Consider the following 23,742-nt stretch of genomic DNA (forward strand, 5'->3'; position numbering starts at 1 on the left):
GCGGCATTTAGCCAGCAGATTCAGAGTAAGGATAAGAACTTCCTGAGCTTATCGCTTTATTTTCGCCCGAAAACGGCAAAAAAAGCCACGTTATACCGCAGAAAAACGGCGGCTGGCTTCTAAGCCATCCCAAGCAGGTTATGCAGTAATAAGCACTGGCTACCGCAAAAATCCTCCGACACTTACACCACGATTAAAATAATTATTCATATTTAACACTATTGGTATTTTCATCATGAGGTAATGGTTGTGTTTTTATTCATATGAGCTTATTTTTATGCACGTAAAGTGCATAAATAAATCCAATATATAACCTTTAATTTCTGGGGATCGACGATGTTAAAACATTTAGTGCTGATTGGTGCCTGTCTGGCAGCCACTTTTACTTCCTTCGCGGCGGAACCGACTTACGTGGTTGGATCTGGTGGGACTTATCGCCCATTCGAATTCGAAAACAGCAAGAAAGAGCTGGAAGGCTTTGATATTGATGTGATTAAGGCCGTAGCCAAAGCGGAAGGTTTCCAGGTGAAACTGGTCAATACACCGTGGGAAGGGATTTTCGCCACCCTCAATTCTGGCGATCGCGACATTATTATTTCTGGTATCACCATTACCGACAAACGCAAGCAAATGGTTGATTTTTCGGCGCCTTATTTCCCGGCAGAACAGGCGATCGTGGTGCCGAAAGATTCCACGGTGGATTCCATTGCCGCACTGAAAGCGCTGAAGGTCGGCGTCGTCAACTCCAGCACCGGTGACATCGTGGTTTCCGACACCTTGGGCAAAAACAGCACGGCGATTAAACGCTTCGACAATACGCCGCTGATGCTGCAAGAGCTGTATGAAGACGGTATCGGTGCCGCCGTGGGCGACGTTGGCGTGGCCAAGTTCTACATCAAAACCCACCCGGAGAAAGAGTTCAAACTGGTTTCTGACGCCAAGTTTGAGCGCCAGTATTTCGGCATCGCGGTCGCAAAAGGTAACGATGAACTGCGTAACAAGATCAACGCCGGGCTGAAGAAAATCATCGCCGACGGTACTTACGCAAAAATCTATCAAACCTGGTTCGACAGCAACGTGCCAACGCTGCCAGCGCAGTAAACTGAGTCAATCAGAAGGAACAGCCCTTGAATTTCCGTTGGGAGATCATTCAGGAATACGCGCCATTATTTATGGAAGGCGCCCTGATGACCATCAAATGCACCATCATCTGCGTGCTGCTGGGCACCACTTGGGGATTGATCCTCGGGTTGGGCCGCCTGGCGCAGGCACCGCACGGCATCTGGAAACCGATTCTGCACTACGGCATTCAATGGCCGGTGCGTATTTACATCAGCGCTTTTCGGGGCACGCCGCTGTTTGTGCAAATCATGGTCGTGCACTTTGCGCTGGTGCCGCTGTTCATCAACCCGCGTGATGGCTTGTTGGTCACCAGCGGCCTGATGAGCAGCGATTTCGCTCGCGCGCTGCGTTCTGATTACGGCGCATTCCTGTCGTGCGTGGTGGCGATCACCCTGAACGCCGGTGCTTACGTGTCAGAAATTTTCCGTGCCGGTATTCAGTCTATCGATCGCGGCCAGATGGAGGCCTCACGCTCGTTGGGGATGAGCTACGGCAAAACCATGCGCAAAGTGATCCTGCCGCAGGCGTTTCGCCGTATGTTGCCGCCGTTAGGTAACAACGCGATTGCCATCGTCAAGGATTCGTCATTGGCTTCCGCTATTGGTCTGGCCGATCTGGCCTATGCCGCCCGTACCGTGTCCGGCGCGTACGCCACCTACTGGGAGCCCTACCTGGCCATCTCGCTGGTCTATTGGGTCATCACCTTCCTGCTTTCGCTGATGGTGCAACACATGGAAAAAAGGTTCGGTAAAAGTGATTCGCGTACATAACCTGCAAAAACAATTTGGCGAAAGCCACGTGCTGCGCGGCATCTCCTGCGAGATCGCGCCTAATGAAGTGGTGTGCATTATCGGCCCTTCCGGTTCCGGCAAAAGCACCTTTCTGCGCTGTATCAATGCGCTGGAAACCCTCTCTGGCGGCGAGATTGACGTTAACGGCTTTGCCATTCACAGCCAGAAAACCGATCTGAACCAGATGCGTGAAAGCGTGGGCATGGTATTCCAACGTTTTAACCTGTTCCCACATATGACGGTGCTGGAAAACATCATCATGGCACCGATGGGGGTGAAAAAGTTATCGCGCAGCGAGGCCATTACACGGGCAGAAGTGTTGCTGAATAAGGTTGGGCTGATCGATAAGATCGACGCCTATCCCAGCAGCCTGTCTGGCGGCCAACAGCAACGGGTGGCGATCGCCCGGGCGCTGGCGATGGAACCTAAAATCATGCTGTTCGATGAGCCGACATCGGCATTGGATCCAGAATTGGTCGGCGAAGTGCTGGCGGTGATGAAATCACTGGCGCATGAGGGCATGACGATGGTGGTGGTGACCCATGAAATGGGCTTTGCGCGTGAAGTGGCCGATCGGGTGTTGTTTATCGATCAGGGCATTATTCAGGAAGAAGGCACGCCGCAGCAGATTTTCAGTCACCCTACCAATCCGCGCACCCAGGCATTTCTAAGCAAAGTTTTGTAACCTTACGCACGGCTTTAACATCTCTCGGGCGCAGATCTGCGCCCTGCTTATTACCAGCCGCTCAAAAAACTGAATACCAGCCAGAACAGGCAAATGACGGCAACGCCAGTCGTCAATAAGGTAAGAAATGGTTTGCCACGTAATAGCATGCTGACAGCGATCCCAACCAATACCGACACCGGCATCAACGCCAGGAAGAACGGCCAGGTATAGAGCAGGAAGAACAGCGTGTTGGAACCGTAAACCAGAAAGGGAACTGCAAACGCCAACCAGTAGAAGGCAAAACCGCTGGCAGCACCCAAGAAAGAGTACGAGGACTCCTCTTGCTGTTGTTGCACATCAATCAGGACTGGCGGGGCATTTTGCATAGCGATCCCTGGTCATTCATAGTCTATTGGCGCGCTTTGCAGCGGGCTTAGATTAAAAAGCGTACGGCAAAACTGCCATACGCTTTTCTCGAATTCAGGGTTTGATAATAGCCTGACCACGCAGTACGTCTAACAATTGCGCAGTCAAATTTGTTACCAATTGTTCACCATTCAGGTAAACATCAGGTTGGGCGGGAGCTTCATAAACCGAGTCGATCCCGGTGAAGTTACGCAGTTCACCGGCGCGCGCTTTCTTGTACAGCCCTTTCGGATCGCGCGCTTCGCAAATGGCCAATGGCGTGTCGACAAATACCTCCACAAAACGCCCACTGTCGAGCATTTCCCGCACCATCTGCCGTTCAGCACGGTGCGGTGAGATGAAGGCGGTCAGCACCACCAACCCGGCATCCACCATCAGTTTCGCGACTTCACCAACGCGGCGGATGTTCTCACGCCGCTCCTCATCGCTAAAACCCAGATCGCGGCACAGGCCATGGCGCACGTTATCGCCATCCAGCAGATAGGTGCTAACTCCTAACTGATGCAGCGCCTGCTCCAGCGCACCGGCAACGGTGGATTTCCCCGAGCCGGAAAGGCCGGTAAACCACAGCACCACGCCTTTATGGCCGTTTCGTGTTTCGCGTTCCGCCCGCGTTACCGCATGCGGATACCACACCACGTTTTCATCGTCTGGCCCGGTTGGCCGGATCTCAACCACGCGATTTCCCCCCAAGTAGATCGCGCGCTTCCCAATGTGGGAAGTGCTTGCGCACCAGCGCATTCAGCTCCAGTTCAAAGGCGCTGTAATCCCCGGTTGCCGTTTGATGGCTATGGTGCAGCGCTTCGCGGATTAGCCCGGCGCCGACCGTCACGTTAGTCAGGCGATCGATAAAGATCAGGCCGCCGGTGTCGTGATTCTGTTGATAGCTGTCCAGCACCAGCGGTTCGTCAAAGGTCAGTTCCACCAGCCCAATGCCGTTCAGCGGTAAAATATCGGCATGATGTTGCGCCAGCGAGTTGATCTCCACCTGATGGCGAATACTTTCTACCCGGGCACGAGTTTTCTTGCCTGCCACTTTGATGTCATAACTTTGGCCCGGTAACAGCGATTGCTCGGCCATCCACACCACATCCACCAGTGCGCTCTGCGCCGCCTGTAGCGTTTCACCGGCATCTACCAGCAGATCGCCACGGCTGATATCCACTTCGTCTTTCAGTACCAGCGTAATTGCCTCACCCGGAACGGCTTCCTGCAAGTCGCCATCAAAGGTCACGATGCGCGCAACGCTAGATTCCACGCCAGAGGGCAGCACTTTAACGCGCTGGCCGACGCGCACGATACCGGCAGACAAGGTGCCCGCGTAGCCACGGAAATCGAGATTCGGCCGGTTGACGTATTGCACCGGGAAGCGCAGCGGCTGGCTTTCCCTTTGGCTGATCACATCCACGGTTTCCAGCACTTCCAGCAGCGTCGGGCCACTGTACCACGGCATCTGTTTGCTCTGGGTTGCCACGTTGTCACCGTCCAACGCCGACAGCGGCACAAACTTGATGTTCAGATCGCTTGGCAGTTGCTCGGCAAACGTCAGGTAATCCTGCTTATATTGCTCAAACACCGCTTCGCTGTAATCCACCAGATCCATCTTGTTCACCGCCACCACCAGGTGACGAATGCCCAGCAGAGTGGCGATAAAGCTGTGGCGGCGGGTCTGATCCAGCATACCTTTACGCGCATCAAGCAGCAGGATCGCCAGATCGCAAGTCGACGCCCCGGTTGCCATATTGCGGGTGTACTGCTCATGCCCCGGCGTATCGGCGATAATAAACTTACGTTTTTCCGTAGAGAAATAGCGGTAAGCCACATCAATGGTGATGCCCTGTTCGCGCTCGGCCTGCAAACCATCGACCAGCAACGCCAGATCGAGCTTTTCGCCCTGCGTGCCAATGCGTTTGCTGTCCGTGTGCAGCGTAGAGAGCTGATCTTCGTAAATCTGGCGGGTATCGTGCAGCAAGCGGCCGATCAGGGTGCTTTTACCATCGTCGACGCTGCCGCAGGTCAGGAAACGTAGCAGGCTCTTGTGCTGCTGCGCGTGCAGATAAGACTCCACTCCGCCCTGTTCAGCAATTTGTTGTGCAATAACGTTGTTCATCCGGCGGCTCCTTAGAAATACCCTTGGCGCTTTTTCAGCTCCATCGAACCAGACTGATCGCGATCGATCATGCGGCCCTGACGTTCACTGGTGGTGGAAACCAGCATCTCTTCGATGATCTCCGGCAGCGTTTGTGCCGAAGAGTCCACCGCGCCGGTCAGCGGCCAGCAGCCGAGGGTACGGAAACGCACCATACGCTGGCTGATCACCTCACCCGGTTGCAGATCGATACGATCGTCATCCACCATCAGCAACATGCCGTCGCGCTCAACCACCGGGCGCGGTTTCGCCAGATACAGCGGCACAATGTCGATCTTTTCCAGGAAGATATATTGCCAGATATCCAGTTCGGTCCAGTTCGACAGCGGGAATACGCGGATGCTTTCCCCCTTATTGATCTGGCCGTTATAGTTATGCCACAGCTCCGGGCGCTGGTTTTTAGGATCCCAGCGGTGGAAGCGATCGCGGAACGAATAGATACGCTCTTTGGCGCGAGATTTCTCCTCATCGCGGCGCGCACCGCCGAAAGCAGCATCAAAGCCGTATTTGTTCAATGCCTGCTTCAGGCCTTCGGTTTTCATGATATCGGTATGTTTGGCGCTGCCATGGACGAACGGGTTGATACCCATCGCCACGCCTTCCGGGTTCTTGTGTACCAGCAGTTCGAAACCGTACTCTTTAGCGGTACGATCGCGGAATTCGTACATTTCGCGGAATTTCCAGCCGGTATCCACATGCAGCAACGGGAACGGTAAGGTACCCGGATAAAACGCCTTGCGTGCCAGATGCAGCATCACAGAAGAGTCTTTTCCGATGGAGTACATCATCACCGGGTTACCAAATTCAGCGGCGACTTCACGGATGATATGGATACTCTCCGCCTCCAATTGCCGCAAATGAGTGAGTCGTTTTTCGTCCATAGCAGATCCTTAAACGCCTTGCCGTAATACTCGGCCTAAGCCAGATTCACGACGGAGGGACGAGATCCCCCTTCCGCCTGCGGTTGATGCCCAAACCAGGCAATTTGATGGTGCAGTTCCACCACCTCACCGATCACCAGCAGCGCCGGTAATGGTGCCTGTTGGGCCAATTGTTCCAGTTGTTGCAGCGTACCGATCCGCACCTGCTGATCGGGCCGCGTACCACGGCTGATCACCGCCACTGGCGTGCTGGCCTCACGGCCATGAGCCATCAGGTTACGGCTGATATCCGCCGCCTTCATGGTGCCCATGTAGATCGCCAAGGTCTGGCGCGCTCGCGCCAGATCGGCCCAGTCCAAACCGCTGCCATCCGGGCGGCAATGGCCGGTAATAAAGGTTACGCTCTGTGCGTGATCGCGATGCGTCAGCGGAATACCGGCATACGCCGTCGCTCCAGCGGCAGCGGTCACCCCCGGCACCACCTGGAACGGAATGCCAGCGGCGGCGGCCACCTGCAATTCTTCGCCACCGCGGCCAAAGATAAACGGATCGCCGCCCTTCAGCCGCACCACGCGCTTGCCCTGCTGCGCCAGTTCCACCAGCAGGCGGTTGGTTTCTTCCTGAATCACCGAGTGCGCACCGGCGCGTTTGCCCACGCAGATCCGCTCGGCGTCACGACGCACCAAATCCAGCGTTTCATCGCTCACCAAGTGGTCATACAGCACCACGTCAGCCTGCTGCATCACCTGCAACCCGCGCAGCGTCAGCAAACCCACATCGCCCGGCCCTGCCCCGACCAGTGCGATCTCACCCTGCTGACCTTCATTACCCTGCGCAAAGGCGGTTAAATCCTGTTCCAACTGTTGCTCAGCCTGCACCACTTGGCCATTAGCCACCAACGTGGCAAAACGCCCGCTGAAGGTTTTCTCCCAGAAACGGCGTCTTGCCCCAATAGATGAGAGCCGCTGTTTCACCTGGCCGCGCCAACGCCCGGCCACTTGCGCCATCTGCCCAAGGCTCGCAGGCAACAGTGCCTCCAGCTTCTCACGCAGCATCCGCGCTAGCACCGGAGCCTGGCCACTGGAAGAGACGGCCACCACCAGCGGTGAGCGATCGATAATTGACGGGAAAATAAAGGAACAGCGCGGCTGATCGTCCACCACGTTCGCCAACACGCGGCGTTTATCCGCTTCGGCATACACCTCGGCGTTCAGTTGGCTGTCATCGGTAGCGGCAATCACCAGAAACACCTCGTCCAGTTGCTGCGGAGCAAAAGAGCGCGCTAACCAGTGGATCTGACCTTGCTGATGAAGATGTTCGATTTCCGGTGAGAGAGCCTGCGCAACTATCCGTATTTCCGCCCCGGCGCGCCTGAGAAGATCAACTTTACGCGCAGCCACTTCACCGCCGCCAACGACCAGCACCGGGCGTTGTTTAAGGTCGGCAAATATTGGTAGATAGTCCACAACGGCCTTTTCATATAACAGAAAGATAGTGTGACTATACGGGGTGAGATTTGGCCTCTGAAATGACGAAAAGGAATTGCTTGTTCGATAATGGAATATAGGCCGCAGCACTGGGCTTGAGGGGTTATAAACGGAGGGAAAGTCTGCGTGTTAGCCCGAAAATTAAGAGACGAAGAAATTGTGTAATCCTTAATAGCATCCCATACTGATCGCCGCGAAAGAATAATCGGCCTCACCGCTGCCCAAAAAGGATTTTTCGGTATGTTTTCCCGCTTTTGCCTGAGAGCCGCTTTACTGATGGCCGTTCTCGGCAACGTTGCAAGCGTTTCGGCCACCACCAAACCTGCCAAAGAAGCCACCTTGGGCCAATTTGCCGCCGAACATAGTCTGATCATTAACAAGACAAACGCTCCGGCGGCCACAGAACCCGCACCGGGCCAGTTTGCGGCTGAGCAGATGCTGCTTTCCACCGTCAGCCATACAGAAAAAGTTGCGCCCACGAGCAAATCGACCAAAAAAGCAAAAGAAACAAAAGAGGCTAAACCGGCTAAAAACGCAGTATTGGGTCAATTTGCTGCGAAGCAGATACGACATATCGCTACGCATTTCCCCGGGCGTATGGCGGGCAGCCCGGCAGAATTGCTCGCCGCAGATTATCTGAAGCAACAATTCGCCAGTATGGGTTACTCGAGCAACACGCGTAGTTTTAATGCTCAATATCTTTATGCCAAAAACGACACCAGCGAAGATTGGAACAAGATTATCGTTACTTCGGTGATCGCAGCCCAAAAAGACACGCAAGCCAAGCAGATCATCATCATGGCGCATTTCGACACCTACACCCCGCACAACGACAATGAAGTGGACAACAACCTGGGTGGGCTAACTCTACAGGGCGTGGATGACAATGCTTCCGGGGTTGGGGTAATGCTGGAGCTAGCGAAGCAGATGAAAGATATCCCTACGGCTTACCAACTGCGTTTTCTGGCCACCAGCGGTGAAGAGCTTAAATCATTGGGGGCAAAAAACTACCTGAGGCGTATGACACAGGCAGAACGCGACAACACTCTGTTGGTGATCAACCTTGATAACCTGATCACCGGCGATCGGCTCTATTTCCACTCAGGGCGCAACACCTCACCAGAAGTCGCCAAAATCACCCGCGATCGTGCGCTAGAAATCGCTCAGCGCTACGGCATTGCCGCCGCGATTAATCCAGGCAATAAAGAGTACCCCAAAGGAACTGGCTGCTGCTCCGATCACACGGTTTTTGATGAGGCAAAAATCCCGGTTTTAGCGGTAGAAGCCACCAACTGGTCGCTGGGTGATAAAGATGGCTATCAGCAAACGGCCGTCAGCCCACAGTTCCCACAGGGAGTCACCTGGCATCGCCCGCAATACGACAACCTGCAATATCTGGAGAGCAATCTGCCGGGGCGGATCGACCAACGCAGCCATGACAGCGTGCAGATCCTGTTGCCATTGATTAAAGAGCTGGCGCAAGTGCAGCCGGTTGTGGGGCAAAAGAAAGAGAAGAAATAGGAGATAACTGGGGCCAATCAACCCCAGCGGTGACAAGGTTGTGTGTAATTATGTTTTCTTTATTGTTGCCAACGTGCCGCTGTCGCACGCACATCAATATGCGTGAAGTTTGCGTAGCGCCCGATGCCATAACGGCCTGGATACTTCGCTTCAAGGTAGTCGGCTACCTGAGCAGGACTTTTCGTCGTTATTTGGATATCAGCAGCCATGCCAAACAGGTGCTGGCTTGATTGAGTACCGCCAACGCTCACGTTGTGGACAACGCAGCGACGGCCACTGACGATGTTAACCGGTGCATTGAAATGCACACGTAGATCTTCCAATACGATAACCAGCTCTGGTGATACTTCGCATGCGCCACAGCCGCAGTGGCATGCAAACTCATTATTGTTAAAGTGCTCTGAAAGTTTATTATTCATTATTTAATGATCCTCTGTGCTGCAGATATCATCCGCACTTTGACATAGTCTTCGTTATGCGGTTTTTGAGTGAAGCCCACGACCAACAAGCCAATCATTGTTCCGTGTGAAGGTGGAATGGCTGCATAACAGACGTAACTCACCCCCTCTTTTTTCTCCATTTCGTCGATTACAGTATTAACAATCAGAGGTACACAAAGTGTTTTTTGCGTGATTGTTTTGATGATATTTGCAGAATATTCAGAGTAGGGGCGAAGAGCCAAATCAGCAGTACCTTCAAGGTGATTGATTCGCCTATCGGCAACTCTAAAATAAATCGCTGAGCGTTTATTTTGATTTAGATCCAGGGACCATATAGCAGCGCTTTTCCCGTCAATATCATTCATTAACTGGATTGCTTCCGTATCAACAATAGCGTTATCCACTTGCGGCATACCGTAGGTAGACATAAGCCAAAAGGATAACTCTCTTCGTTGTTCCCACCCCACGTAACAAACACCAAAGAAAACAACCATCACCATCAGAATGGCTAATTTCTTCCAAGTATTAATATAGTTAAGCAACCTAAAAGCATCCTCCCGAATGCCTTCCTGGGGATTTATAGTCTTCATATGCAGCCTTAAAAACCCACTATTCAAAGTGGCAAAAGGGAAATAAAAGCCTTGACAATTGCCAAGGCTTAAGTGGACTTTCTTATCATTTATGAAAAAGAGTGACGGGAATTTTTCATTGCCCTTTGGCAATAAGTTTCTGTTCGAGTTGTTGAATACGTTGTTCTAACTCCTGCTGCCGGTTGAGTAGGTTTTTCACCACCTCAACAATAACACCAGTCGTTGCACTGTAATCCAGAGTTAATGTGCCATCCGAAGCGGTATTCACGGCGACTGGGAATTTCTGCTGTACATCTTGCGCAATTAACCCGGCACTGGCAGTTTCACTGTTTTTATAAACCCAGGTTTTCCCGTTCCAGGATTGAATAATTTCCTCAGGATTTGTGATATTTTCGACCTGTTTTTTATGCCGAATATCAGAAGTCTGCTGTAGGGATTGGCAGGAGAAAACACCATTGCTATGCCAAAAGAAGTTAGCATCACCAACATGCATAAGCGCTTGAATAGTTCCATTCGGCGGATAATGGATATCCATACCAGCAAGATGTGCACGCCCCCACTGAGTCGCTTTCCAGATTTGATGAGCAGAGGTTTCAGCATTAGGGCAATCAACTAATAGGCCAGCAGATCTCTTTTGCCAATCTACATAAGCCCCCCCCTGAACTGCACCACGAATAATACCATTGGCATCATTACTCATTAACATGCCACCCAATTGCAGCATTCCCGTATTAGTAAAGCTCCAATGGTTTTTTAGTACGTTATTGATATAATTCTGTATTACCCAAGAACCATCTGGATCTTTGTAGATATAACCATCCGCGGCTCCTGCCGTAGTTTCAGTGCGGATATGACGTCTACCACTGTTTTGCAACAGAATTTGACTCCCTCTAAAGACAGGGTTTTTGCTGGTATCTATTGGGTTGGCTGAGTTATGCACCTCAGACCATTCAGCCCATTTTCCCGCATTCATACTACGGAAAAACATACGTCCGTTCCCCTCACCAGCATAGGGAAGCGCCCATTGTTCCACTGAAGTATCAGAGTATTTATAGACGATGCAATAAAAGTAATATCCTGTTCCCTGCGGGCCGTTAGGGCTGAAATCATTACTTCTTAATAAAGAGGGGTATAGCCCTGGTGCTGTAACACTATTCCAATCTACCGTTTTGGGTGCACCACCATCATTATTCACTTGAAAGAAACGGTTATTCCCAGTTGGGCCACCAAAGGCACCGACCTCCATCAGTTGACCAGCAGATGTCCCGACATCCCTTTCAGCCGCTGCTTTTAACCCAATATTTTTACGGAATGCCACTTTATCAGGAATATCAGTGCCATTTTTTGTCTTATCTAGCGTATTGCTAACCGTTGCATTTAATTTACCTAAATCCGTATTCAGACTAGTGACCGTTGTATTTAACTTCCCAAAGTCTATATTTAAATTACTGATGGCTTTATTCAATGCTGACTGAGTTGTAACAGTAACAACTGTACCATCGGGTGCTGTAAGTTTGATATCACCAGTACCGGTCAGGATCTGTTGCCAACCATTAAGTTGTGTTTGGTAATAACTCAACATTGCCGTTAATTGATTGGCAAATGAAGCCGTGCTATTACTTTCAGCTACAATAATCCCGTAAGGAGAGTTGGTAAAGTCCTGTGTAATAGTGCGGCTCAGGGTAAGTTGCGTAGCGCTATTGACCTTGCTGACTTGGTACATATCCACTTTGCCAGTTGCCACCACCACCAGAATAGCACCAGCGGCAATACCATTTTTGGCATCATCCCATTTTGTGTCGGTACCAGTAACCAAAGTGGTATTTATTTTTCCGGTAATTTTTCCAGTTTCATACATTGACATAGCGTTTCTTCCTTTTAATTTTTATATAAAACAGCACTCTTTTATCACTTATTAATCATAATAATAATTATGATTTTTTAAGTATCATACGATTTTTTGCGAACATTTAAATCATACTAAAAGTGCTATATTTTGTGTGGCGCGTGATGTTGTAATAGAAAATTGCACAAAGCAACTAATCCAATTCCCTTCATTGCTACTGATATTTTTGATGCGTAAAGTCAAATTAGCCGCACCTGAGTTAGCTTTAATTTTAAAAGGCGTTGTTGATATTATACCAAGCGGAAATCCAACTGAATTACGCTCAAAAAGCGAGTTTGACTTTGCAATAATAGTGTTATTTAATATAAGTTCAACATCGCCAGTAGCTCCACCAAGACCATATGCACTCGCTATTTTCCCTTGCTGAACCATTATAACTTTACCACTTTGGTTATAATGATAAATGCCAGATGGCAACAAGCCATTAATAACACCTCGCCGTTCAAATGCTGCGGGCTCAATAACTGCTATCGGTATATCAATATAACTACTCCGATCAATCCATCGGCTAACATCAACATACTCAACCATAGCATTTATATCAACTAGGTCACCGATTATTTTACTTGCATAGACTGTTCCGTTAAATGACCCATTTGCTGCACGGATCTCCCCACTGAAATACCCACTTGCCGCCTCAATATGCCCCCTAGCTGTAATATTATTAAAAACAGCACTCCCGTTTTTTAATATAGACCACCCTGTTTTATTAGTCGAATCGTAATCATCTGATTGAATATACCCCCCAATTTTAGCATTAGTAATACTCCCATCCTTAATAAAGGCGCTATTAATAATCGTCTGACTACCATCAATCACAAAGGGTATACTGGTGGTGCCATTGGCGGTATTAATAAAGGCAAATCTATCGGCGGAAAAGAGTACCTGGCTCTGCATGCCGCTAGGGGTATTTTCTACCCCCACGCCAATACCGGCTGCATACTGTTTGCCGTTGCTGGTGGTGCCAACCTTAATATTCCAGGATGCAGACAGTTTGCCATTGATATCCGCGACGGTTTTCGAAGTTTGCTGAACATCGGCGGAAACCGTGCCAATCTGGCTGTTTAGCCCGGTAATTTGCTGCGACGTTGCACTGCTGTTGTTAGCCACAGTGGTCGACAACTGGGTTAAAGATGCCGCCGTATTATCAGTTTTACTGGTTAATTGCTGTAGCACCGTGGCGGTAGCCTGTTCGCCATCCGCCACCACCTGTTTCACCTCGGTAATTGACGCATCCGTTTGGCCAACCTTTTTCCGCCATTCGCGTGCATCGGCATCGTTCGCCAAGGCATTACTGATAATGGCATTCGCCGCTTCGTTCAGGTCCTGATTATTTTTTTCTACGCTTTCCGTCAGGCTTTTGCCTAATTCACTGCTCATTACCTGATCGGCAATCACGTCCAGGATTTCTGACGCATCGCTGCTGGTTTGCGCTTCAACGCCGATAAACGCTGATTTGCCGTAAGGGTTTACCGAGCGGACGTAGTAGTAATAGGTTTTGCCATGCTTTAAGCGATCGTGAATGTAGTAGCTGCTGGTGACCAACTTCATCGCCATCGATTCTACTTGATTCAGCGTCAGCGCTTTTTCCGCATACCAGAACTCAAACAAAGTATTAAAGGAAACCGCTCCGGCAAAATGTGGCTGTAAAGTAATGCGCCCCACCCCAGGCGTGACATCAATATAGGCCGGGGGTGCGGGGGCATTAAGAGAAAAGTCGACTACGGTCTCTTCCCCTAAACGCCCCTCGCTGTCACGGCAGCGTACGGAGATCTGATAATTCGCCACCTCCAGGCCGTTCAGCAGATATTGGGTATCAGGGGTGTTTTCCCGCAATACCACCGCTCCGCTCCTGGTGAGCTTCACCTCAAAAGTGACATGCTGGTTCACCGTTGGAGTCGACCAGTAAGCGCGAGCCTGCGTGACGCTGCTGTCTGGGATCGCTTCCACCAGCAGATGTTCCACCGGCGGTAGGTTACCGCCATAAGGCCGAGCAGGCTTGGGATCAAAGCGGACGCCGTTATCCACCGCCGCTTCTTTTTCCGGCACATGTTGCAGCGCATTAATGCTGTAAGTGCCATCGTCGTTTTCACCGATCGACATGGCGCGGAACAGCCGCGGCTTCAGGCTGGCAAGCGAGAGCGTCCAAACGCCTTGCAGCTGGAGGCCAGTCACATCCTGAGCCAATACCACCTGATTAGGCAGTGGCCGCGAGGCGATATCCACCTGAGCAGGCTTATTATCTTTCCCGATGTAACCCAAGTAGGCGCGCTGCCCAGCGGGGATGGTGATGTCGCGATCCAGCGTAACAGTGCGGCCACTGATGGCCTTGATACGCCCACCGCTGCGGCTGCCGGTATACTGGTTATCAACGATTTCGATGATATCCCCCGGCAGATGTTTCATGCCTTCGCGCCCGACATTGAAGCTGACCGACTGCTTTTCCAGCCGTTCGGTTTGCAGGATCCACTGGCCGGTGCGACGGGCCTGCCCGCGCGAGGTACAACCAAAGGCATCGATCTCGGTGACGTTGAGACCGTAACGGGCAATCATCACATCGTCAGAAACGTATTCCGTCGCGGTTTTCCAACCATTAGCGGGATCGATATAGCGCACATGCGCCGCCGTATGCCGTGCCTTCTGGGCGCTGGACTGATAGCTGAAGCTGCCATCCACCACGTTGGCGTTGGTATAACGCCAGACCGGATCGCTGGGCCGATCCTGTACACAGCTCATCTGCATGCCATCCCACACTGGCATGGCACGGAAGATCGAAGCCAGATCGTTGACCACCTCATACGCCTGACGACGATCGGTGATATAGCAGTTACAGGTCATGCGCGGTTCTTTATTACCGAAGCCGTCGTCGACCAGCACATCGCAGTATTGCGCAATGCTGTACATGGCCCACTTGTCACAGCCAAAACTCCCCAGGCGTTTCCCTAGGCCATAACGCTCGTTCATCACCAGATCGTAGAAGATCCAGGCCGGGTTATTACTCCAGGCAATCTTGAAGCTGCCATCCCACATCCCGCTGTAGACGCGTGTTTCCGGCGTATAGTTGCTGGGAACTTTGATCATCAGGCCACGAATCAGATAGTTACGCTTTGGCACCCCCTGAAACTGCGAGGAGTAAAAAGAGAGCCCCACCAGCGCGGTATTCGGGTAACTGAGTTTGCTGTCGATAATTTCGGTATAGCTGGACCACAGGGTTTTATTCTCGACTTTACTGCTGGTACTGTCTGGGGTGTTACGTACCACCCTGATATTAAACGGAGCCTTCGGTAGCGCGGTCAAAAATACCGAACGCAGGTATTGTGAACGGATTTTTCCCTCAATCTTCACCGTTTCACGGGTTTGCCAGGTACTACCGTTGCTGACCTGCACCAGCAACTCAACGCTGCTGCCGTTAATGTCCCCTTCCGAGGTTTGCGAGAACAACGCGCTGACGCCAACGGTGACACGAACACGGTCGATATCCGCAGAAGAGATGGTTCTGATCAGCGGTGTGCCATATTTCACTTCGGTAGAAACCGGCACTTCATTCTCTGCGGATGAGAACCCTTCCAGGCAGGATTGCTGCTGTGTCCCAGCCAGCCATTGCGCATTAACGCCGGAAAAGTTGTTGGAACCATCGCTGTTCTGAATCGGAGTATCGTTAAGATAGACCCCTTTTAGCCCGCCAACCGGGCCTTCGATCTGCCCTTCGCAAAGCAGATCGATAATGGATAATTGCTGTTTTGACTTTAAGTTATCCGCTTGTTCTACTGGCGTGCGAGCGCCACCGCCACCTTTGCCCATACATACCTCAGATAAAAAAAACCCGGCGAGGCCAGGGTTGAGTGAAAAGAAAAATTGCTGATTGACGCGAACTTACTCAGTGGCTAGCCCTTGGCTCAGCACCTTGGAGCCAATGCGCACTTCCCCATAACACAAGGGAATGGCTGCGCCCTGAGCAATGCCGTTATCCAGATTGGAAAAGGCGGTATTGGTGATATTGCCGTTATTCCCTACTTTGGGGGTTGATGGCATTTTGGTCAGCATGCTGGCGACGCCCGTCGCTATCATGCCAATCCCTGCACCGATCAGTGCCGCCCCTCCCAACGGTATAGTGAAGGCCCCAACCACGACCATCACAGCCCCCAGGATCGTCGGAAAAATACCGGCATTTTTTGCCCCCAATGCTCGAGGCACCAGATGAATCACCGCTTTATCCGGTAAAGGACTATGCATCCCCTGTTTGAGCTCTTCTTGCGTAATATCTTGCCCTGCGATGCGCAAGCGGTAGAAATCGTTACTGATATGCTGGCGCAGCCCAGGAATTTGCGAGATCAGCGCGCGCAGCGCCTCCCCTGCGGTGTGAACTTCTAAGTTAAAGCGGCGGCCATATCGTTGCAGATCGCCGTAAAAGCAGACGGTTGCCATGCTTGATGTCTCCATATTGAATGCGTGTATTGCTGCCAGTAACCGCCATAGGTATCCCGGCGGCTTAAACGGTGCGGCACATGATGCAGGATGGTCTGATCGCCGCAGTAAATCGCGGCATGATTGGCGCGTGCGCTGCCAAGGCAGATCAGCAGCACATCGCCGGGCTGTGGGTTGTCGTCAGTAATACGGCTAAAACCGGCGCTGACAATATTCTCCAGATAAAGCTCTTGTTCGCCGAGCCACCAGTCATCTTCACGTTCTGCCTCTGGTAATTCGATGCCTGCCAGATGATAGGCATCACGAATCAAGGTGTAACAGTCGGTCGTACCATGCAGAAATTGACGGCCCAGCAGCGGCAAACAGTTGCGAAAGCGCAGGAGATCTCCGCTGCCCACCAGCCACCATTCGCAGGCGGTGCGTTTTTGTATCGCGCGATCGGCTTCGCTGAGGTAGTTCGGCCCGCCAGGGTGGCTATGCACCACCGCCAGAATGTCGCCTTGCAGTTGCGCACGTAACCAATCATCGGGAGAGATTTCAAAATTCAGTTCCGGACGATCGGCGATATTCTTGCAGGGCAGATAGCGTGGTTGATCTTCAGTGCTCACCACCAGCCCGCAGCACTCAAACGGTGCTTCTGCTGCGGCATGGTGCAGAATCTGCTGCTCAATGCCCATAATGCCCCCTATCAGCGGCTGAGTTTGGCAGCGGACGGGAAGCCACCAAATGGCAAGATGCCGTTCTTGCCGAAACGCATTTTGCAGGAGTTCAGCCGTTTACCGCATTTATCCAGCTGTGCCGACGTGGTGGGATTGTCTTTCTCATCCGCCACCGGGCTACCGCGATAGCTACAGTTGGCTGAACGGTATTCCCAGGGGCAGATGTCGCTGATAATTACCCTGGCAGGCAGCATGGCACCATCGCTTTCACTGGGCAGTGCCAGTTCATAGGTCGCCGCCTCACTGGTAAGATTAGTCAGCCGCTCAATGACATAGCGGCTGACTAATTCCTGCGTAGCATCCGCCTGCGGGTTCCCCTGTTTGAAGTTCACCGCATCCAGCGCGCGACGCGGAACTTGGCGACGCGTGACGACCGCCCCCACCAGATCGTCAAAATCCTCGTTCAAACCAGTGAGCAAACCGCTGATATTAGCCACGGTAAGTTTGGGTCGATTGCTGGTGCCCTGGCCATTAAATTCAAAACCATTGGCTTGAATCGGATAAGGAGGATAGCTTTTCCCTTGCCACACCAGCGTTTCCCCTTTTTCATTTAGTCCGGCGTGAAAACGCAGCAAATCACCACCGATAAAGGTGAGATCGACCTGGTAGAGATCGAGCAAAGTATCCTGCTCAATGGCAGCACTGGATTGCACCAGCGAGTTACTGATATTTCTCATTTTATTGATCCTTGCTGTCAGGCGACAACTTCTTGGAAAGTAGCACTCAGTGAATTCCAATAACCGTTAACGGTCAGGTTCCACTCTTCGCATTTGAATAGCGCACTTTTCAGGGTGTCGGGAGGCAGCCAGCTGAAAGCCTGCGCTCCACCGTGCTCAGTCAGAAACTGATCGATGGTCCTGACATCTTCCGCGCTGCCCGAAAACTGCAGCGAGTAACTGCGCAACTGGTTATTGATACCGTCGGGTGAGCGCTGTTCATAACCGTCGCCAAAAGAGACCACTTTGACTTTCGGCTTTACACTCACTTGCAGCGATTCTTCCGGGATCCAGGTAAAGGTTTTCACGCGTATGCTCCTCTATTTAATAACCCACCAGGGCGTTGCTCATTACTGACCACCTCATACACCTTGCTCTTGATAATGCCGGCCAGTTGGCTTAGCCCTTCGGCAGACATTGACGAACCACCGCCCTCGTTTTGCACGGTAACCGGGACATTGATAGAGAGTGATGAGCCACCGCCCGACGACGGTGCGCCGTTCAGGAACTGTTTTAGATCGGCGTTAGTGCGGCTATCCACCACCCGCTCGCCGCGATCCAGCAACCAGGTGCCTTCCCGTGGAATATAATCAATGCCGCTATGGGCCTGACCGGAGAAGTTGATCCCCTGAATCGCTCCAATTAACTGCATGCCTGATGTCGTAGCGATGGCTATATTGGCAATCATCTCTGGAACTGATTGACCAGATGCCATGGCTTTAGAGACAGCGAGATAAAAGTTAAGAGAGGCTTGCGCTGCACTGAATGCTTTTGACATTGCAAACATGGTTCTGTAGGCACCAGATTGTTTGCTGATCAAACCATCGGAAGCCAGCATCATAGAATCCATGGTGCCAGCTAACGACCCAAATCCACTCGCATAGTTTTGAGCACTGATTTGTAATTCTGTAAGTGATATAGCTGCTCTTTGATCTGAGCCGCTTTGCGCAATTTGAGTTTTGCTGTCTTCAAGTTGCTGTTGTTGTGCTAATACATCACCTGAAGCGGTAGACGTACTGGGATTATTTTCTGCATAGGTACCATTTGTTAGTTGCTCAAATGTATTACCAAATATTTTGAAGGACTCTGAGTCACTTTTACCCGAGTTATAACCTTTTGTCAGTGCGGTATAACCATTGACAAGTCCGTTGGCAGCATCAACGCCTACTGTCACATCTTTTGTAACACTATAAGCTCTCGAATTTTTACCAAATACTTCCCCCGCTGTTTTAAGCGTATTCCTTACCTCTTTTCCTGCGGTAGAAAATTCATTACTAAATTTTAATAAATCTGCCAGGGGGATATTCAGAGTAATAAATTTTTCCAGTCCACTGAGATCTGGTTTTTCAGTACCCGGATAAGTAAAAGGAATTTGGAAATTTTTATCCGCATACTCCTTCTTTGCCAACCTTTTAGCGTCAAAGTCATTTCTTGCGCTAATCAACTTATTGGAGGCTAATAAAAAAGCAGCAATTCCTGCATAGGAACCCTGTGATGATGCGACGGTTCTTGACAGTTCTTTCGTTGCTTTATCAACATTTTTATTGGCAAGATTAATATCACCAGCCATTTTTTTCAACGTACTGGTTATTACCGCTTGCGTTTTTTTATCTTGATAACTCGATGCGCTTGTGGTTACCATTATTCCTCCCACATTATTTTATGGAGCAGGTTAATTTTTTATTATTTTAATTCTGTCGATTGCCCTCACGGGCAAGAGTCAAATAACGAATAGTTTCTACTTCAACAGGATCCAACTGCCGACAGGTCAAACGGCACCATGCCTCCAGCTCGCCGTAGCTGAAGGGTTGACCATTATAAAATTCGGCAAACCATTGGTAGAGATAGCCAAGCTCTTCCGGGAAGGGCGTATTATCCAGTTCAACAAGTTTTACCGGTTTTTTACCGGTCACTTGCCACACTTTTTCCAGATGCTTACGCAGAGCGACTTTACTCCCCTTGGGGGGAAGATTAAGTTCCCATTCCGCCGCGAGGCGTTGAATTAACTGGTCGCGGCGTTGGCGAAAAAAACGCTGTGATCCGCTGCAACACGATTCACCGTGTCATACATATGGGGGTTGGTTTGTAAAAAGAGTTTGACGTTTTCAGTGGTACAAGGCTCGTCGTAGGTCCAATCAATAATTAATTGTGCGATGGAGTCCAGAGCCACTTCCTCATAGATTTTGTCATCCATTTTTTGATTGTTGGTTTCGGCCTCACGCACATATTCGCGAATGCGGCGATAGCCATCGGCCTCCGCTTTACGAAACCGTTCACTGTAGGTGCTTAACACGGTAAGTAGCTCACCGGTTTGTACCCCTTTGTCACCACCGGGGATCATGACGGGGATCTCAATCCCAGCATTAGCTTTAGAGGCAATATTTAATTCACGAAAACTGGCCATAATTTTACCCTACTTGTTATGAGATTATTTAAAAATCCCGAACCATCACGAAGTGATTCACTGATGGCCGGGAGTGTTTATTTTTTCAAACTAAAAAGCTGCGCTACCGGAGCGAAATAATCGCTGACGCAGGCGTTTTTATTATTATTTATTGTTATTATTCAGACTTGGGATCTTTTATTATGCAACAACACGCGTAATTTGTACGCTGGCACCCACGGTGCGATCCAGTAACCCGCGATAATTAAGGTTGATCATAATATCGCCTTCACCATCAATACTGCGAGGTGCTTCAGTGAATTTCAGGCGTGGAACCTTGACCGTATATTTTTTGGTTGCGCTATTGGGATCGAGCAAATCAAAACTGATATTACTCTCCGTTTCGTTAATAAATTTCTTACGACAGGTGTTGTCCTCAAAATAGGTGTTGAGTGTGCCGCTGACCGTACGGCGTTTGGTGCTCGGCGTAATGGCGGTTTTTGAACCAACGACATAGCGCGATTCAATGCCGTTTTCTACCGTCAGATCCACCTCGGTAACAACGGATACTGCTTTGCCCCCTTCCAGCAGCGAACCAGAGAAACCGTCCATCGGTGCCGTCGTGGTTGCAGCAGTAATAGTTGCTCCCGTTGGCAGCGCGGTGGCAATCTCCATGGTGCGGCCGATAATGCCGAACTCAATGGTGGTGATCCCTTCTGCACTCACTTTCATCGACATAGAGTTGATTTCACAACCGCGGTAGATAGTGTACTGACCATCGGCAGCAGGAAGGTCTGCCTGGTAATCAATAAAGGTAAATGACTGGCGTAAAACACCCGCCGTCAATTTATTATCGGTAGTCCATGTGCTGCGTAATGCCGCAGCGATCAAATCATCGAAAGTGCCGAAAGTCAGTTCTGCAGACAGAGAACCTTCAACGCTGCGAGTCCCCAAACGCAGATCAGAAACCTCTGCATCGCTGCGCAATTCAGAAGATTCAAGCGTACTGATTTTGATATCCAGTGAGTTTTGCGTTGCGCGGAACACCGTCAGCGCTGGAGTATTTGGGGTAGTTCCGCTAATTGCTTCTTTAACAAAGTAAACCGAATGGCGTGCGCCCTGTGACATAGTCATCTCCAATTACTTAACTATTATTGTTTTTTGCCCGATTGGCGGTGGGAAAAGCGTTCTTCCCGGTGTACATACGCACCGATTCAGAGTGCATATGATTTACGGCAATAAGTCGTCGCTAGCAGCAACGCGCCTATTGACCGTGAATACGTTTTTCAGAGGTACAAACAAAAAAGCCCTTCACGCAGAGGAGAAGGGCTTCAGGTGGCTGAGTTCAAGATACAACTCCTTGACCTTATAGTTGTTACTATACCAGCTAATCAGATTAGATCAACACTTTTTTGTTGTTATTTTTGTTGTGGGCAAAAAAATACCGCCTTACGGCGGTATCTCAAGAAAGCAGGTTGGAAGTGTCTTCAAGCGGTTGCGGCAGTCTCGGTATAAGAGAAGATCTGCCCGGCGATGAAGGCTTCGGCAACACGTAGTAGATTGGCGACATAGCTCTGCGCCTTACCGATCTCTTTCGCCAAACGGTTCTGGCTGACGCGATAGACATAATGCGCAATAATCAATTTATAAGCCAGTAAATCAAAGCGTTTAAGCCCGGCCACCGCCGAGTCAATCAGCATACCTTCTTTATCGTCGATGCGAGTCCGGTTGAAACTACTCACCGGCAGCGCTTCTTGAAAAGTGATATTTACCGTTGAATATTCAGTACCCAGATGACAGCGCGCCCAGTTTCCCCACGTCTCAAGGCTTACCTTTATATTGTTCATTTTTGCTCCAAGACAGACTAAATACAGTTGTTGTATACTACATACTTATAGTTGTTAATTCAATATAATTACGTTGTATCAACCCTCACAGGTTGTTATTGAATTTTTTTCATTTATAATCAGGGGAACAGGAGATGAACTATGCAAACTTTAGGTGAACGCCTTGCTAAACGGCGCGAACAGCTCGGTTTAAGCCAGAAAGCCTTGGCAGAAAAAGTGGGGGTCAGCCAGCAGTCCATCAATAAAATTGAGACTGGGCAAACCCGCTCGCCACGCAATCTGGAGAAACTGGCAGAGGCTCTTTCGGTAACCTCACAGTGGTTGTTGTTTGGCGAGACCAACTCAACGACAACCTTACCTGAGCTCGACGAAATCAAAGAGAGCCGCTTACGCGTCGAAGAGTGGGAATCGATGGAGCAGGATCAGAAAGAGTTTATCGATATACCAGTGCTAGACGTTGAGGCGTCGGCGGGTAGCGGTGCGATGCCAGAAGAGGAAAGAGAAATCTATCGCCTGCCGTTTCGGCGTTATACCCTGCGGCGCTTGGGGGTGAATGCCCGTGATGCGCGGGTTGTCAGAGTGATTGGCAACAGCATGGCACCGCTGTTGCGCAGCGGTGATGTGGTCGGTATCGATACCGCCAATCAGTTTCCGATCAATGATGGTGATTATTACGCGATTCGGGATGGCGATTTAATCCGCGTCAAGCAACTGGTGGCCAAGCCTGATGGCGGGGTACTCATCAAAAGTTTTAATAGTGCTGAATATCCCGATGAGTCTCTGAATCGTCAGGAGTTTGAACAACGCATCCATATTATTGGCCGGGTTTTCTGGTCTTCGACTATCTGGTAAACACAATGAGGGGTTTCACCCCTCATTGCCAGTAACCTCAGCCTTCGTGCAAACCGCACTCACGCTTCAGGCCGAAGAAGCGGGTTTCCTCTTCCTTCATACCCTCTTCCCATTTACGGGTGGTGTGCGTATCGCCAACCGATAAGTACCCTTGTTCCCACAGCGGGTGATAACTCAGCCCATGCTCGGTCAAATACTGGTAAATCTGGCGGTTATCCCAGTCGATAATCGGCAAAATCTTGAACACCCCGCGTTGCACCGCCAGCACTGGCAGGTTGGCACGGCTACCGGACTGCTCGCGGCGTAAACCGGCGAACCAGGTCTGTGCGCCCAGCGTTTCCAGCGCACGATTCATCGGCTCAACCTTGTTGAGCTGATTGTATTTCTCAATCCCCTCAATGCCCTGCTCCCACAGTTTGCCGTAACGCGCTTCCTGCCAGGCCGGTGAATGCTCGGCACGGAACACTTGCAGATTCAGCTTCAGCTTGTCGGCCAGTTGATCGATAAACTGATAAGTTTCTGGGAACAGATAACCGGTATCGGTCAGGATCACCGGGATATCCGGCTTGATGCGGGTGACCAGATGCAAACAGACCGCCGCCTGAATGCCAAAACTGGAAGAAAGCACGAATTCACCCGGCAAATGCTCCAGCGCCCAGGCGACTCGTTCCTGCGCCGAAAAGTGTTCCAACTGACCATTGACTACCGCCAGTGCCAGCGCCTGCCCTGATTTTGGCAAGGCATTCAGCGCTACCAGATCGAGTTCAGCCATGTTGCTTGCCTCCTGAAAATGATGATGTATTCCCCTTACCCGACTCGC

General features: G+C 50.7%; 24 protein-coding genes. 5 read left to right on the forward strand and 19 right to left on the reverse strand.

What is annotated here, in order from left to right:
• Positions 1-336 precede the first annotated feature (336 nt).
• From ACX9GT_RS20850 to ACX9GT_RS20860, 3 genes are all read left to right on the forward strand, one after another.
• Complete coding sequence (locus ACX9GT_RS20850; protein ID WP_473188520.1) at positions 337-1,101, forward strand: basic amino acid ABC transporter substrate-binding protein; 765 nt, start codon at positions 337-339, stop codon at positions 1,099-1,101.
• Positions 1,102-1,172: 71 nt separating this feature from the next.
• Entirely contained in the window at positions 1,173-1,892 is a 720-nt protein-coding gene (locus ACX9GT_RS20855; RefSeq protein ID WP_459402718.1) for an amino acid ABC transporter permease, read from the forward strand.
• On the forward strand, positions 1,876-2,598 hold the full coding sequence (locus tag ACX9GT_RS20860; protein ID WP_473188521.1) for an amino acid ABC transporter ATP-binding protein: 723 nt from the start codon (positions 1,876-1,878) through the stop codon (positions 2,596-2,598). Before ACX9GT_RS20855 ends, ACX9GT_RS20860 begins: the two co-directional genes overlap by 17 nt.
• 50 nt (positions 2,599-2,648) lie before the next feature.
• Here ACX9GT_RS20860 and ACX9GT_RS20865 read toward each other — a convergent pair whose 3' ends face one another.
• The 5 genes from ACX9GT_RS20865 to cysG all read right to left on the reverse strand — a co-directional run bounded on the left by ACX9GT_RS20865 (position 2,649) and on the right by cysG (position 7,502).
• Entirely contained in the window at positions 2,649-2,966 is a 318-nt protein-coding gene (locus ACX9GT_RS20865; protein WP_473188522.1) for a DUF3561 family protein, read from the reverse strand.
• A gap of 94 nt (positions 2,967-3,060) precedes the next feature.
• Positions 3,061-3,747 carry an adenylyl-sulfate kinase gene (gene cysC, locus ACX9GT_RS20870; RefSeq protein ID WP_473188523.1) on the reverse strand — a complete coding sequence of 229 codons (687 nt, stop codon included), beginning with the start codon at positions 3,745-3,747 and terminating at the stop codon, positions 3,061-3,063.
• The gene (gene cysN, locus ACX9GT_RS20875; protein WP_473188524.1) at positions 3,677-5,116 is read right to left on the reverse strand and encodes a sulfate adenylyltransferase subunit CysN; all 1,440 of its coding nucleotides are present in this window, start codon (positions 5,114-5,116) and stop codon (positions 3,677-3,679) included. Before cysN ends, cysC begins: the two co-directional genes overlap by 71 nt.
• Before the next feature lie 11 nt (positions 5,117-5,127).
• Positions 5,128-6,036: a sulfate adenylyltransferase subunit CysD gene (gene cysD, locus ACX9GT_RS20880; protein WP_473188525.1), complete on the reverse strand. Its 909-nt coding sequence runs from the start codon at positions 6,034-6,036 to the stop codon at positions 5,128-5,130.
• A gap of 35 nt (positions 6,037-6,071) precedes the next feature.
• Positions 6,072-7,502, reverse strand: a complete 1,431-nt coding sequence (gene cysG, locus ACX9GT_RS20885) for a siroheme synthase CysG (protein ID WP_473188526.1) — start codon at positions 7,500-7,502, stop codon at positions 6,072-6,074.
• A gap of 261 nt (positions 7,503-7,763) precedes the next feature.
• Here cysG and ACX9GT_RS20890 point away from each other — a divergent pair, with 261 nt between their 5' ends.
• Positions 7,764-9,044: an aminopeptidase gene (locus tag ACX9GT_RS20890; protein ID WP_473188527.1), complete on the forward strand. Its 1,281-nt coding sequence runs from the start codon at positions 7,764-7,766 to the stop codon at positions 9,042-9,044.
• 59 nt (positions 9,045-9,103) lie between these two features.
• On the opposite strand, the gene ACX9GT_RS20895 is transcribed toward ACX9GT_RS20890, so the two are convergent.
• The 13 genes from ACX9GT_RS20895 to ACX9GT_RS20955 all read right to left on the reverse strand — a co-directional run bounded on the left by ACX9GT_RS20895 (position 9,104) and on the right by ACX9GT_RS20955 (position 22,070).
• Positions 9,104-9,463 (reverse strand): D-Ala-D-Ala carboxypeptidase family metallohydrolase, encoded by a 360-nt coding sequence (locus tag ACX9GT_RS20895; RefSeq protein WP_473188528.1) that lies wholly within the window; start codon positions 9,461-9,463, stop codon positions 9,104-9,106.
• On the reverse strand, positions 9,463-10,074 hold the full coding sequence (locus ACX9GT_RS20900; protein WP_473188529.1) for a hypothetical protein: 612 nt from the start codon (positions 10,072-10,074) through the stop codon (positions 9,463-9,465). The genes ACX9GT_RS20895 and ACX9GT_RS20900 overlap by 1 nt, the downstream gene beginning before the upstream one ends.
• A 115-nt stretch (positions 10,075-10,189) precedes the next feature.
• Positions 10,190-11,938, reverse strand: a complete 1,749-nt coding sequence (locus ACX9GT_RS20905) for a pyocin knob domain-containing S74 family peptidase (RefSeq protein ID WP_473188530.1) — start codon at positions 11,936-11,938, stop codon at positions 10,190-10,192.
• Between the two features lie 111 nt (positions 11,939-12,049).
• Positions 12,050-15,781, reverse strand: coding sequence for a TipJ family phage tail tip protein (locus ACX9GT_RS20910; RefSeq protein WP_473188531.1), 3,732 nt, complete (start codon positions 15,779-15,781; stop codon positions 12,050-12,052).
• A 72-nt stretch (positions 15,782-15,853) separates the two neighbouring features.
• Positions 15,854-16,405 (reverse strand): tail assembly protein, encoded by a 552-nt coding sequence (locus ACX9GT_RS20915; protein WP_473188532.1) that lies wholly within the window; start codon positions 16,403-16,405, stop codon positions 15,854-15,856.
• Positions 16,348-17,085, reverse strand: a complete 738-nt coding sequence (locus ACX9GT_RS20920; protein ID WP_473191656.1) for a C40 family peptidase — start codon at positions 17,083-17,085, stop codon at positions 16,348-16,350. The genes ACX9GT_RS20915 and ACX9GT_RS20920 overlap by 58 nt, the downstream gene beginning before the upstream one ends.
• 8 nt (positions 17,086-17,093) lie before the next feature.
• Positions 17,094-17,801, reverse strand: coding sequence for a phage minor tail protein L (locus ACX9GT_RS20925; protein ID WP_473188533.1), 708 nt, complete (start codon positions 17,799-17,801; stop codon positions 17,094-17,096).
• Between the two features lie 17 nt (positions 17,802-17,818).
• Positions 17,819-18,148 (reverse strand): phage tail protein, encoded by a 330-nt coding sequence (locus ACX9GT_RS20930; protein ID WP_473188534.1) that lies wholly within the window; start codon positions 18,146-18,148, stop codon positions 17,819-17,821.
• On the reverse strand, positions 18,145-19,482 hold the full coding sequence (locus ACX9GT_RS20935; protein WP_473188535.1) for a hypothetical protein: 1,338 nt from the start codon (positions 19,480-19,482) through the stop codon (positions 18,145-18,147). Before ACX9GT_RS20935 ends, ACX9GT_RS20930 begins: the two co-directional genes overlap by 4 nt.
• Before the next feature lie 46 nt (positions 19,483-19,528).
• Positions 19,529-19,762: a phage tail assembly chaperone gene (locus tag ACX9GT_RS20940; protein WP_473188536.1), complete on the reverse strand. Its 234-nt coding sequence runs from the start codon at positions 19,760-19,762 to the stop codon at positions 19,529-19,531.
• Positions 19,763-19,842: 80 nt separating this feature from the next.
• Positions 19,843-20,244 (reverse strand): hypothetical protein, encoded by a 402-nt coding sequence (locus ACX9GT_RS20945; RefSeq protein ID WP_473188537.1) that lies wholly within the window; start codon positions 20,242-20,244, stop codon positions 19,843-19,845.
• Between the two features lie 180 nt (positions 20,245-20,424).
• Positions 20,425-21,351 (reverse strand): phage tail tube protein, encoded by a 927-nt coding sequence (locus ACX9GT_RS20950; RefSeq protein WP_473188538.1) that lies wholly within the window; start codon positions 21,349-21,351, stop codon positions 20,425-20,427.
• Positions 21,352-21,710: 359 nt separating this feature from the next.
• Complete coding sequence (locus tag ACX9GT_RS20955) at positions 21,711-22,070, reverse strand: antiterminator Q family protein (RefSeq protein WP_473188539.1); 360 nt, start codon at positions 22,068-22,070, stop codon at positions 21,711-21,713.
• Positions 22,071-22,211: 141 nt separating this feature from the next.
• Between ACX9GT_RS20955 and ACX9GT_RS20960 the strand changes: the two genes are divergently transcribed.
• Positions 22,212-22,922: an XRE family transcriptional regulator gene (locus tag ACX9GT_RS20960; RefSeq protein WP_473188540.1), complete on the forward strand. Its 711-nt coding sequence runs from the start codon at positions 22,212-22,214 to the stop codon at positions 22,920-22,922.
• Positions 22,923-22,959: 37 nt separating this feature from the next.
• On the opposite strand, the gene cysH is transcribed toward ACX9GT_RS20960, so the two are convergent.
• Positions 22,960-23,694 (reverse strand): phosphoadenosine phosphosulfate reductase, encoded by a 735-nt coding sequence (gene cysH, locus ACX9GT_RS20965; RefSeq protein ID WP_473188541.1) that lies wholly within the window; start codon positions 23,692-23,694, stop codon positions 22,960-22,962.
• Between the last annotated feature and the right edge of the window lie 48 nt (positions 23,695-23,742).

Source organism: Serratia sp. YWN4 (assembly GCF_055790845.1).